This is a genomic window from Roseibium sp. SCP15 (assembly GCF_040329435.1).
Taxonomy (GTDB): Bacteria; Pseudomonadota; Alphaproteobacteria; order Rhizobiales; family Stappiaceae; genus Roseibium.
Map to the genome: position 1 here is coordinate 116,811 of NZ_JBDZYI010000001.1, position 12,764 is coordinate 129,574.

Here is a 12,764-nt window from a genome sequence, read left to right on the forward strand (position 1 = left end):
TCAAATGTTCATGCTTTGTTCCATTTTAGTCAAATTTGTCGATCAATCAAGTCACATGGCTTTCGGGGGCATCGGTTAAATGGTTGTTCGATTTTGCAAATGACTAAAAAAGAAAGCTCGCGCAATGGCTTGCGCGAGCTTCTTGGTTCAAGTTTTTTTTGCTTTAAGCAGCTCTCACTCTCGCAAGGAAATCGGCAATGGTCGATTGCAGCCCGTGGGCTTGTTGCGAAACGGACTGGGAAACAGACAGCACGTCGGCAGCTGAGTTGCTGGTCTCTTCAGCCGCTTGCATGACATCGCCGACACTGTTGCTCATATCGCTGGTGCAGCTCGCAGCCTGCTGAACGTTGTGGCTGATCTCGTTGGTGGCATCGCCCTGCTGTGAAATGGCAGCGGCAATCGTTGCCGTGAACTGATTGACCTCTTCCATGGTGCTGGCGATTTCCTGGATCGATCCGACAGCGTTTCGGGTCGATGACTGGATGCCGGTGATCTGCGCGGAGATCTCCTCGGTTGCCTTTGCGGTCTGGGTTGCGAGTTCCTTGACCTCGGAAGCAACGACCGCAAAGCCCTTGCCGGCTTCACCGGCGCGCGCCGCTTCAATGGTGGCGTTCAGGGCAAGCAGGTTGGTCTGTTCCGCAATCGCCTGGATCAGGCTGACAACTTCGCCGATCTTCTGAGCGGAACTGTCGAGGCTGCCGACCTTGTCGTTGGAATCATTGGCTGCCTGCGTAGCGCTGACCACGATGTCCTTGGTCTGGTCGATCTGCCGGCCGATTTCAGAGATGGACGCGGACAGCTCTTCTGCGGCCGAAGCAACCGTTTGAACACTGCCCTGGGCGACATCAGAAGACCCTGCAACGGAAGACACTTTCGTGGATGTGTCGCGTGCGATCGCATCGAGAGAGGCGGCTGTCTGCTCCATCTTCTCACTGTCGCCACTGACCTGATCCAGAACATCGTTGACGTCGGTCTCAAAAGCCTCGATGAGCGCTTCAATCTCCCGCTGACGATCAAGCTGGGACTGTTGGGAAAGCTCTGTATCGTTTTGCAGGGACCTGCGTTCGTTTTCGTTTTCAACGAAAATCTCCAGAGCGCCTGCCATCTGTCCGATCTCGTCCTTGCGGTCCGTGTAGGCGACAGGTGTTTCGACGTCACCTTCAGCAAGCTTGCGCATGCGTTCGGTCAAGGCCCGGACGGGGCCAGCGATCGTGGAGCCGAGCATCCACATCAGGAATGTGCCGGCAACCAGCAGGCCAAGTGACAGCAGCAGGCTCAGCTGCATCGTGGAATTGGCACTCGCGAGCAATTCACTTTCGTCGACAGCCAGCACAACAAACCAGTTTTGCCCAGTGCCATCCAGCTCGAAGGCCTGAATGGCTTCTGCAACACCGTTGTCCGTTGAATAGGCAAGGGTGCCTTTCATGGATTTGATCTTGCTGACCAGCGAAGGATCCGCCTGTTTGCCGAGAAGAGATGAATCGGGATGGGAGACCCACACGCCTGCTTCACTCAGCAGGCCGACATAACCGGTTTCATATGTCTGTCCGGCGCTGACTGCCTTCTGCAATCCTTCAAGGGAAACGTCGATCGTTGCTCCGCCGATACCGCGGCCGGATTTATCCAGGATCGGCGAAGAGGCTGTCGCCATCAGAACGTCGACACCGTTGATCGGATAAATATAAGGCTCGGTTACAGTGTCGTGGCCGAGATTCTTCGGCTTGTCATACCATTCTTCGGAGCCGCTATCGCCGCCGAACATCAGCGGTTCCCAGGCAACGCTGGCACCGTCATTATAGAAATATGGAATGAAGCGGCCGTTTTCGTCCGAGTAGTTGGAGCCTGCGTTGTCCGCGTCCGGTCCCGCCATGTCAGGTTCGAAGATCACTCCCCCACCCACGAAGTGCTTGTTCTGGCTGATTTGCTGCAGCATCACAGCGCTATAGGCATTGCGATCGGTGACGCCGGCATGCTGCAGTCCCTCGAGCGCATCCGAGGTCGCACGGGCGGTCAGCTGGGCTTCTGCCAGCGTCTTGCCTGCATCAAGCGCAAGTGCCTCAGCAGTTTTACGGATAAGTTCTTCACCTGACTTCTGCGATGTTCCCTGCGCCATGAAAGTTACTGCAAGGATTAGCGTCAGGAAGCCGACCAGAAATACACCACTTGAGGCAAAAAAGATTCGATTTCTAAGAGACATGCAAGGCTCCAATAGTGTGTCTGGTCGGACCTTACGTAGGTTGAGTAAAGCAAAGCTTACAGTTGCATTTGTTTTCTCTTGCCCGAGTCGGATTTTTTCAATCCGGATCCTGCATTCCGGATTCTCTTTGACGATGCCGCTTGAAGTGTGAGAAGAATTTGGTTACATATGAAACTAAATTCATCTCTGAAGCCGGAGGACGTCATGGATCAGAGAACGGAAAACACCCGGACAACAAACAATAACGGTCGGAATTCATCCGAGCTCGAGTATATGCCGGGCTTCGGCAACGACTTTGAAACCGAAACATTGCCCGGTTCCTTGCCGCAGGGAATGAACAGCCCGCAGAAATGCGCTTACGGTCTTTACGGTGAGCAGCTTTCCGGCACGGCCTTTACCGCGCCGAGCCATCAGAACGAGCGGACCTGGTGCTATCGTATCCGCCCGTCGGTCAAGCACACGCATCGTTTTCAAAAGATTGACCTGCCACACTGGAAAAGCGCGCCGAATGTCTGTGAAGACGTGATTTCGCTTGGCCAGTATCGATGGGATCCGGTTCCCCATTCCGATGAGGACCTGACCTGGCTGACCGGCATGCGCACCATGACGACCGCGGGAGACGTCAATACCCAGGTGGGCATGGCAAGCCACATCTACCTCGTCACCAGATCGATGGAAGACGAGTATTTCTTCTCAGCGGACAGCGAGCTTCTGGTTGTTCCCCAGGAAGGTATCCTGAGGTTCTGTACCGAACTCGGTATCATTGAACTGGAGCCTAAGGAAATCGCCATTCTTCCGCGTGGCCTGGTCTACAGGGTCGAAGTGGTCGAGGGACCTGCGCGCGGGTTTGTCTGCGAGAACTATGGTCAGAAATTCGAGTTGCCGGGCAGGGGGCCAATCGGTGCGAACTGCATGGCCAATCGCCGCGATTTCAAGACACCGGTTGCCCATTTCGAAGATCGGGAAGCACCGTCAACAGTGACTGTCAAATGGTGTGGTCAGTTTCACGAAACCAAGATCGGCCATTCCCCGCTCGACGTTGTTGCCTGGCACGGCAACTATGCGCCATGCAAATATGACTTGCGCACTTACTGCCCGATAGGCGCCATTCTGTTCGATCACCCCGATCCATCGATCTTCACGGTTCTGACTGCACCTTCGGGTGTGCCCGGCACGGCGAATATCGACTTCGTCCTGTTCCGCGAGCGCTGGATGGTTGCTGAGAACACCTTCCGTCCGCCTTGGTACCACAAGAACATCATGTCCGAATTGATGGGCAACATTTACGGGCAGTACGATGCCAAACCGCAGGGCTTCGTGCCTGGCGGCATGAGCCTGCACAACATGATGCTGCCGCACGGTCCGGATAACAACGCCTTCGAGGGGGCTTCCAATGCAGACCTGAAGGCGGAAAAGCTCGATAACACAATGTCCTTCATGTTCGAGACCCGGTTCCCGCAGCATCTGACTGAATTTGCTGCAAAAGATGCCCCCTTGCAGGATGACTACATTGACTGTTGGGAGTCACTTGAGAAAAAGTTCGACGGTACACCGGAAGGAACGTGGGACAAGTAATGAGCAATGCCAAAGTGCCGGACCTGAAAGATCGTCTGGTCATCCTCGGCTCCAAGGGCGGACCGGCAATCCGTCCGGGCGGGCCGTCACCGACCAGCTCGCTGATTGAGATCGGTGGCCGCCGCTGCGTCGTCGATTGCGGTCTTGGGGTGACCAGAGGGTTGGTGGACGCGGGTGTCGTTCTCAAGGAACTGGACCTGATCTTCATCACCCATATGCACTCTGATCACGTTCTGGAACTTGGCCCATTGGTTCATACTGCCTGGTGCACCGGGCTGTCACATCGGGTTCGGGTGTACGGTCCGTCGGACCTGATCGAGTACTGGGACGGCTTCCTGAGCTCGATGCGCTATGACATCGATACGCGTATTGAGGACGAGGGGCGTCCGGATTTGCGAGATCTGGTGGAAATTCATCTTCTGCAGGAGGGGGAAGTACCACTTGAAGACGAGAAACTGTCGATTGCGACTTTGCGGGTTGAACATCCGCCGGTAGTCGATTGTTTTGCCTTGAGGTTTTCTGACCAGGATTGGTCGGTCGTCTTTTCTGCCGACACGGCCTATTTCCCGCCGCTTGCAGATTTCGCCAAGGATGCCGATGTCCTCGTTCACGAGGCGATGCTCGCGCGCGGCGTCGACAGGATTGTGGAGATAACCGGCAATGGCGATCGGTTGCGTCAGCATCTTCTGGCCAGCCACACGTTGGCGCCCGATGCTGCAAAGATCGCCGAAGCCGCCGGTGTGAAGAAACTGGTGCTCAATCATCTGATCCCTGCAGACCTGCCAGGGTTCGAAAAATCTGAGTGGCTTGAAGCCACCAAAGCCTTTTCAGGCGAAACCATAATCAGCCACGACGGTATGGCGATCACAAGGAGTTAAGAACCAATGAAACTGGCAACGCTCAAGGACGGCAGCCGCGATGGTAAACTGGTGGTGGTAAATGACCGCCTGACCTACTGCACGGACGCAAGCCACATTGCCCCGACGCTTCAGGCTGCTCTGGACGATTGGGACAAGATTGCGCCGAAACTGAAGCTTCTGGCCGAAAGCCTCTCTCACGAAGCGGTTCCGACCATTCGCTTTCACGAGCACGACGCCCTGTCGCCGTTGCCGCGTGCTTATCAATGGGCGGACGGTTCTGCATACGTCAATCACGTGGAACTGGTGCGCAAGGCGCGCGGTGCCCAGATGCCGGACAGCTTCTGGACCGATCCGCTGATGTACCAGGGTGGTTCGGATACGTTCCTCGCACCTCGCGATCCGATCCGGATGCGCGAAGAGGCCTGGGGCATCGATATGGAAGGCGAGATTGCCGTTGTCACCGGTGATGTGCCGATGGGTGTCAGCCCGGAAGAGGCCCTGAAATCCATCCGTCTTGTAATGTTGGTCAACGACGTTTCTCTTCGTGGACTTATCCCGGCCGAGCTCGGCAAGGGCTTTGGCTTCTTCCAGTCAAAACCGTCTTCTGCATTTTCCCCCGTTGCAGTAACGCCTGACGAACTTGGCGATGCCTGGAAGGATGGCAAGCTGCATTTGCCGCTTCATGTGGACTTCAATGGTGCACCGTTCGGCCGGGCCGAGGCCGGTGTCGACATGACGTTCGATTTCGGTCAGCTGGTCGCCCATGCCGCCAAGACACGCGATCTCGCCGCTGGAGCCATCATCGGATCGGGAACCGTTTCCAACAAACTTGACGGCGGTCCGGGCAAACCGATCGCCGAGGGTGGTGTCGGTTATTCCTGTATTGCCGAGATCCGCATGATCGAAACCATCAATGAAGGTCAGGCCAAGACCCCGTTCATGAAGTTCGGCGACACGGTGCGCATCGAAATGATGGATGGAGACGGTCATTCGATTTTCGGTGCCATCGAGCAAACGGTTGAGAAGAACTAGGGCGAAGCTTCGGGGCGATTGAAAGCCCTGTTGCTTTCCCAAATCGCCAGTCAACCTTGCCTCGGCTCGCTTACGGCATCCGTGCCGTCGGTTGTCGAGCGAGCATGTGGGCGATCAGAGAAACGTCACGGAATGAATTGCCGGATCAGGTTCGGCGAGGACGAAGATCACGAGGCGGTTTCGCCTTAGGAGGACAAATGAGCAAACAATTCGCATCCGCCGGAGATATGACCGAAAAGGAAATCTCCTTCACCGAAATCGGTCGTGACCTTTGGGCGTTCACCGCTGAAGGCGATCCGAACTCCGGTGTCATCATCGGTGACGACAGCGTCATGATCATCGAAGCGCAAGCAACACCACGACTTGCGCAGAAGGTGATCGAGAAAGTGCGTTCGGTTACCGACAAGCCGATCTCGCATCTGGTGCTGACCCATTACCATGCCGTCCGGGTGCTTGGTGCATCCGCTTACAATGCTCAGACCGTGATCATGAGTGAGAAAGCCCGCTCCATGGTCGCCGAGCGTGGCAAGGAAGACTGGGCCAGCGAGTTCGAACGCTTTCCGCGCCTGTTTCAGGGCCATGAAAGCATCCCGGGACTGACCTGGCCGACAACCACCTTCAACGACCGGATGACCGTTTATCTGGGCAAGCGCCGGGTCGATCTCATGTTCCTTGGCCGCGCTCATACCGCGGGCGATATTGTTGCCTACGTGCCGGACGAAAACGTGATGTTCACCGGCGATATCGTCGAGTATCACTCTGCCTGCTATTGCGGCGACGGCCACTTCCAGGACTGGCCGGGCACGCTGGAGCAGATCCGCAGGTTCAATCTCGACGCCATTGCACCGGGGCGTGGAGATGCACTGGTCGGCTCAGAGATGGTCAACGCAGCGCTGGATTCCACCGCCGACTTCATCCGCTCAACCTATGACCCGGTTGCGAAAGTTGCCAAGCGTGGCGGATCACTCAAGGAAGCCTGGGACGCCTGCCGTGCCGCCTGTGATCCAAAGTTCAAGGACTATGCGATTTACGAGCACTGCCTGCCGTTCAACGTGGCCCGCGCCTACGATGAGGCCCAGGACATCGATACACCGCGCATCTGGACTGCTGAGCGTGATGCCAAGATGTGGTCAGACCTGCAGGGGTAAAGCGAAGCATTTGCTGGACGATCTCATGATTGTGACGCAATTGCATGCAGTTTCTGGTTGGTCTGGATTGTAGATTGAGGCCAACCGTGAAATCTCTGCCTAAAATCCCGATTCCTGCCATCGTCGGATGGCTATTCTCAAGCCTGCCGGCTGTGGCCTGCCAGCTTGGCCCCTATGAATATGACGATCCGTTTGCACCTGAGGCGCTTACCATTATCGCGGAGGTTACCGAGTATGACTTTGCGATTTCGGAAAGGGGAGCCTGTTTCAGAACTGGGTATGCCATCCGCGAAGTTCTATTGGGTGCTCACGTTGGCCCACTTGAAGTTGAAGTCTGTTACGAGTTTGAGGCAGATACACGCTCTTTTGAGGCACAGTCTGATGAGTGGCGGCAAAGTCAGGCCGAATTCGATCAGATTACAGGAAACTTTGAGGGGGCTTTGGTCATGGCCCTACTTACGAAGGGGAGTCCAACCAACGCGGCTCCGAGCATGTTGCCTCAATCGGAGTATCGCCCGGCGATCACATCTTGCTGGGGTGTATTTCAGTTTAATCTCGGTGACATGACAGACGAGCAGAGAGCGACCTATCTGGCAGAGATCAGGTCGGGAATTGAGGAATTCCGGTTAGGAAAAACTTCGACCGAGCAAGTAGGGGAAATACAGAAGTAAATCGATGAGCTCAGCACTGAACCACCTCCACCTCATGGCCCGCAACAATGCCTATGCCAACGGGCGCCTGTATGAGGCCTGCTGTCAGCTCAGTCAGGAGGAGTTCCAGGCTGAGAGGACCGGCTTCTTTCCATCGATCCGCGAAACGCTCAACCATAATTGGGAAGTGGACCGGTATTACCTCGATGCCTTGAAGGAACAAGGGCAGGGACTGACGGTGTTCGAAACGCCGCACCTAAAAACGGCAGAGACACTGCGAGTTGCGCAGGAAGAGTCCGATAGACAGCTGATTGCCTTCTGCGACGGACTGAACGAGTCGGATCTGGACAGGAAAGTCGCCCAGGACCGTGGACGGAACGGCCTGTTTCACGAATCGATCGCCAATACGCTGCTGCATCTTTTTCAGCACCAGATCCATCACAGAGGTCAAGTACATGCGATGCTGGCCGGAACAAAAGTGGCGCCACCGCAACTCGATGAGTTCTTTCTGGAATTCGACAGGCACAAGTCGGCGTTGAAATACTTATAAACAAGGAGCAGGGAGAGAACCTGTGACCAAATTATTCGAGGTACCGCTTTATCCCTATAAGCGCTCTACCGATCAGGATGCCTCAACACCAGTGCGGCACCCGGTTGTCGTCATAGGAGCAGGGCCCGTCGGGCTGGCCATGGCGATCGATCTCGCGCAGGCCGATATTCCCGTCGTCGTGCTGGATGACAACGACAAGGTCAGTGTCGGATCGCGGGCGATCTGCTTTTCCAAGCGTTCGCTTGAGATCTTCGATCGTCTCGGATGTGGCGACGAGATGGTGCACAAAGGTGTCGTCTGGAACGTCGGCAAGGTTTTCTTCGGTGACCGACAGGTCTACGAATTCAACCTTCTGCCGGAAGAAGGGCACAAGCGCCCGGCCTTCATCAATCTACAGCAATATTATTGCGAGCTTTATCTGGTCGAACGCATTCGCGCTCTTCAGGCGGAAGGCAAGCCGATTGAAATACGCGGCGGCAACAAAGTCGCAAACCTTGTTGAGCGGGATGATCACACAATTGTCACGGTGGAAACCACTGACGGAGCTTACAATCTCGAAGCTGATTGGCTGATCGCCTGTGACGGGGCCGGGTCGCCCACCCGGAAAATGCTGGATCTGGATTTTGTCGGCAGGGTCTTTGAAGACAACTTCCTGATCGCCGATGTGATCATGAAGGCGGACTTTCCGACCGAACGCTGGTTCTGGTTCGACCCGCCCTTCAACAAGGATCAGTCCGCGCTCTTGCACAAGCAGCCGGACGGGGTCTGGCGGATTGATCTTCAGCTTGGCTGGGACATCGACAAGGAAGAAGAAAAGAAACCGGAAAACGTCATTCCACGATTGAAGCAGATGCTCGGTGACGAGGTCGAATTCGATCTGGAATGGGTATCGATCTACACATTCCAATGCCGCCGGATGGAACAGTTCCGGCACGGTCGTGTGATCTTTGCCGGTGACAGCGCGCACCAGGTTTCGCCGTTTGGCGCGCGTGGCGCGAATTCCGGGTTCCAGGACATCGACAATCTCGGCTGGAAGCTGAAACTTGTCCTCGCTGGCAAGGCGCCCGATGCGCTGTTGGATTCCTATGCCTATGAAAGGGAACTCGGAGCAGACGAGAACATTCTGCAAAGTTCCAGGTCTACCGATTTCATCACGCCGAAATCGGAAACGAGCCGCATCTTCCGTGATGCCGTTCTGGATCTCTCGGAGCACTATGAGTTCGCACGCCCGCTAGTGAATTCCGGTCGTCTGTCGGTACCCTGCGTCTATGACGGGTCGCCGCTCAACGGACCGGACGAGGATACCTTGCCCTGGCGCACGCGCCCAGGAAGCTCGCTGGTCGATGCGCCTGTCGGCAATGGGTGGCTGCTTGATATCCATGGAGGGGAATTTCATCTCCTTGGAATTGGCTGTGACGTACCCGCCGAAAGCGAATTGCATGGTGTTCGGGTCAAGGGCATTTCCATACCGCGATCTGAAGTGGGAGCTGAATTGAAAGCGCGATATCTCGGCGGTGCAACAAAGGCTATCTACCTGATCCGGCCGGATCAGCACGTTGCGGCCCGCTGGACCAGATTGGACCAGGAAGGAATAGAGGCGGCAATGGCAACCGTGCTGGCGAAAGGGAGCTCATGATGACGACAAGCGTCAATACGAAGCCGAACCTGGACCGGCCAGATGCATTTTACGCCGATCTGCTGACCGCTCACGAAGGCCTCAGCAAGGAAGAAAGCGATGCATTCAACGCACGGCTGATCCTGTTGATGGCCAACCAGATTGGAGACCGAAAGCTCCTGAAGCAACTTCTCGAAACTGCGGCACACAAACAGTCCGGTCTTTAACCTTCTGCAACCGGCGGCGGAGCGCATTTGCTTGTTGTGGGCCGGGGGCAACAGGGGATCGAAACTCTCTCAAAAAGGGTATTTGGGAGAGTTTCAATCTCTGTTGAGGATGGGCGATTTAATTCGGGCAAAAAAAGTTGCACCGAAAATCCTCTTTATGTCTTTGCATGTTAAGTGAAAACCGGGGTCCATTTAATTCGACGTAAAAGAGCGGTTGCGTTCAAGAAAACTGTTCATCAATTGTTTATTCGCCTGCACCTTCAATTGACGAAAGTGTGGGGGAAACATGTCCAGGTTACTTACACCATTAAAGAATACTCGGTTTTCTGCAAAGGTTGGTGGCGGCTTTGCGGCGATGATTATTGTTGCTGCTGCAGTAGGGGCCGTTGGAACTGTTGCGATCCTCGGGTTGCGGTCTCAGGCGGATGTGAGTTCCATGGCGACTGCTTCCATGGCGGATTTGCAACAGGTCGCCCAAGCCCAGGAGGCGTTCCTTTCCAGGCGCAGCCCGGAATTGGCCAGTGCAGCAGGTCAGCAGATCGCGCAACTCAAGGCATCTCTTGTTTCTCTTGATCAAGCTTCGGATGCCGGACAGGGTCCCGCAGCGACCGTTGAAGCGATTGGGCTTGTCGATAAGCTGGACGGTGAATTTGCCGAAGTTGTCGCCGCAGTTGAAAACCGGCAGGCACAGGTCGAAAAGCTACTACGTTCAGCGGTCGGTCTTGAAACGCTGGCGGCGCAGATCACCGACCAGATGACCAAGACCCAAAGAGATGCGGGGGCAGCAGCCAAGAAGGCATCGGGAACACGTAACCGGGCCGACAAGGTAGGTCGCATGCTTTCCGAAATGGAAGACGTGTCTGCAGACCTTGGCGCTTTGATCGCAGCTGGAGAGGGAGCAGAACTGCCGCCATCATCGGCACAGGCAATTAGCGAAGGCGCCGCAAGACTCGCAAAGTCGAGCAAGAAGGCGGCAAAGCTGAAAGTTGCAGGTCTCGATTCGTCGGAAATGAAACAGCTTGCCGGTCTGGCGAAGACCTTGAAAGAAAAGCTGCCCGCACCTGAAGGTGAGAGGGCGGAATATGCCGCCCTGCCGGCGATGCTTGGCACGGAGGTGGCTGCGGAACTGGCCGTGCTGCATGATCGTGCCTCCGCAATGCGCAAGGTGGTCTACGCGGCCACGGACGATGCGAAGAAAATTGCGGGCAAGGCGCAGTCGAAACTCGGGATCGTTGATCTTGTGAATGTGAATGCCACGAAGTTCCTGAGAGCTTCCCTGGAAATTCGCTCGGCAACCATGGAGTTTTTCGCAGGCTTTGAATCCATGGGCGCAGACGATGTGCTCACCCGTGTCGGCATTCTTCAAAATCTGGCAAGCACTCTGAAGGCCGACAGTGCCGCCTTTCCTGAAATCACCGATGCCGTGGCTGCGATTGAACGGGAAGTCGCGGCATACGAAGCGGAATTTGCAGGCATGGTCGCCGCAAAAGAGGCGTTCGACCTCAAGCGGGAGGCTTTGATCGCAACGTCAGGCGAAGTTCGCCGGGTTATTACCGGTTTGACCGAGGCCCAGTCGGCGAGCGCTTCCGCCAGGGCGGACACTGCTCTTGGCCTGATTGCAGCAGCACTGGCTGCGGCAGTGGCTGTCGGGGGGCTTCTTGCCTTTGTCCTGTCACTGGTCATCACGAGGCCCACCCGTGTTCTGACCGAAGCCATGGGGCGACTGGCCGAAGGCGACACCGAGGTTGTCATTCCTTCCACGGATCAGCGCGATGAAATCGGTGACATGAGCCGTACCGTTCAGGTGTTTCAGGAAAATGCCCGTGAACGGGTTCGGCTTGAAGAAGAAGCAAGTCTGCATCAGCAGGAGCAGAACACGCGTCAGAATGAGGTGGAACGTCTGATCGGGAATTTCCGCGAGGAAATTCAGGAACTTCTTGGGGCCTTGGACGAAACGGCAGCGGGCATGACGGGCACGGCTAGTGCGCTGGGCGGGATTGCCGAAAACAGCGCGGAACAAGCCGGAGACACATCGCGAGCAAGTGAAGACGCCAGCATGAGCGTTGAAAATGTGGCCGGCGCAGCAGAAGAGTTATCCGCCTCGATTGCGGAAATCGGGGAACAGGTTCGCAGGTCTTCCGATATTGTCACATCCGCAACTGGGGCGGTGCACGAAACCAACGGCAAGGTACAAGGATTGGCGGAGGCAGCTTCAAAAATCGGCGAAGTTGTGAACCTGATCCAGGCGATTGCCGAACAGACCAATCTGCTCGCTCTCAACGCCACGATTGAGGCCGCGCGCGCGGGGGAAGCCGGCAAGGGGTTTGCTGTGGTGGCTGCGGAAGTCAAGGAACTGGCCAATCAGACGTCCAGGGCGACGGAAGAAATCTCCTCGCAGATCCAGACAATTCAGGAATCAACCGGCGAGGCTGTAACCGCTATCGGAGCCATCTCCGATACGATGGAAGAGGTCAATGGATACACGCAAGGGATCTCTGCCGCTATTTCACAACAAGGCGCAGCCACAAATGAAATTTCGGGCAACGTTCAATGCGCAGCTCAAAGCACTCTCGCCGTGAAGTCCAACATGTCCCGCCTTGCGGAGGCCGTGGAGGAAACAAAGGATGCGTCCGGAAACGTTATGAGCGCCTCAGGCGATCTCAGTGAGCGCAGCGAAGCGTTGAAACAAGGTGTCGAGACCTTCCTCAATCGCGTTGCAGCAGCGTAACAGCTTCAAATACTTACGGAAAAGGCGGCCTTGGTCGCCTTTTTGTGATCTGCGTCATAAGTGAGGAAGTGGATCCTGATAGCTTCAGCTCTGGGTAGAAAATCTTGAGCACAAGCCATTGATTGGCAAAAAAGGAGCTATCGACGATGTCCTGGCAACATGAAGCGCCACCGCATTGGTCA

The 12,764-nt window shown here is 55.8% G+C and carries 10 protein-coding genes; 9 read left to right on the forward strand and 1 reads right to left on the reverse strand.

Annotated features, from left to right (window positions below; genetic code table 11):
* Positions 1 to 163: 163 nt before the first annotated feature.
* A complete protein-coding gene (locus tag ABLO27_RS00555) occupies positions 164 to 2,197 on the reverse strand; it encodes a methyl-accepting chemotaxis protein (RefSeq protein WP_353029834.1) in 2,034 nt (677 codons plus the stop codon).
* 204 nt (positions 2,198 to 2,401) lie between these two features.
* On the opposite strand from ABLO27_RS00555, the gene hmgA reads away from it, so the two are divergent.
* The 9 genes from hmgA to ABLO27_RS00600 all read left to right on the forward strand — a co-directional run bounded on the left by hmgA (position 2,402) and on the right by ABLO27_RS00600 (position 12,582).
* Positions 2,402 to 3,772 (forward strand): homogentisate 1,2-dioxygenase, encoded by a 1,371-nt coding sequence (gene hmgA, locus ABLO27_RS00560; RefSeq protein WP_353029835.1) that lies wholly within the window; start codon positions 2,402 to 2,404, stop codon positions 3,770 to 3,772.
* Complete coding sequence (locus tag ABLO27_RS00565; RefSeq protein ID WP_353029836.1) at positions 3,772 to 4,650, forward strand: MBL fold metallo-hydrolase; 879 nt, start codon at positions 3,772 to 3,774, stop codon at positions 4,648 to 4,650. Before hmgA ends, ABLO27_RS00565 begins: the two co-directional genes overlap by 1 nt.
* A 6-nt stretch (positions 4,651 to 4,656) precedes the next feature.
* Complete coding sequence (locus ABLO27_RS00570) at positions 4,657 to 5,664, forward strand: fumarylacetoacetate hydrolase family protein (protein WP_353029837.1); 1,008 nt, start codon at positions 4,657 to 4,659, stop codon at positions 5,662 to 5,664.
* Positions 5,665 to 5,861: 197 nt separating this feature from the next.
* A complete protein-coding gene (locus ABLO27_RS00575) occupies positions 5,862 to 6,812 on the forward strand; it encodes an MBL fold metallo-hydrolase (protein ID WP_353029838.1) in 951 nt (316 codons plus the stop codon).
* An 86-nt stretch (positions 6,813 to 6,898) separates the two neighbouring features.
* Entirely contained in the window at positions 6,899 to 7,483 is a 585-nt protein-coding gene (locus tag ABLO27_RS00580) for a hypothetical protein (RefSeq protein WP_353029839.1), read from the forward strand.
* A 4-nt stretch (positions 7,484 to 7,487) separates the two neighbouring features.
* Positions 7,488 to 8,012 carry a DinB family protein gene (locus ABLO27_RS00585; RefSeq protein ID WP_353029840.1) on the forward strand — a complete coding sequence of 175 codons (525 nt, stop codon included), beginning with the start codon at positions 7,488 to 7,490 and terminating at the stop codon, positions 8,010 to 8,012.
* Between the two features lie 22 nt (positions 8,013 to 8,034).
* The gene (locus tag ABLO27_RS00590; RefSeq protein ID WP_353029841.1) at positions 8,035 to 9,648 is read left to right on the forward strand and encodes an FAD-dependent oxidoreductase; all 1,614 of its coding nucleotides are present in this window, start codon (positions 8,035 to 8,037) and stop codon (positions 9,646 to 9,648) included.
* Positions 9,645 to 9,854 carry a DUF2783 domain-containing protein gene (locus ABLO27_RS00595; protein ID WP_353029842.1) on the forward strand — a complete coding sequence of 70 codons (210 nt, stop codon included), beginning with the start codon at positions 9,645 to 9,647 and terminating at the stop codon, positions 9,852 to 9,854. The genes ABLO27_RS00590 and ABLO27_RS00595 overlap by 4 nt, the downstream gene beginning before the upstream one ends.
* 286 nt (positions 9,855 to 10,140) lie before the next feature.
* Positions 10,141 to 12,582, forward strand: coding sequence for a methyl-accepting chemotaxis protein (locus ABLO27_RS00600; RefSeq protein WP_353029843.1), 2,442 nt, complete (start codon positions 10,141 to 10,143; stop codon positions 12,580 to 12,582).
* The last annotated feature ends 182 nt before the right edge of the window (positions 12,583 to 12,764 follow it).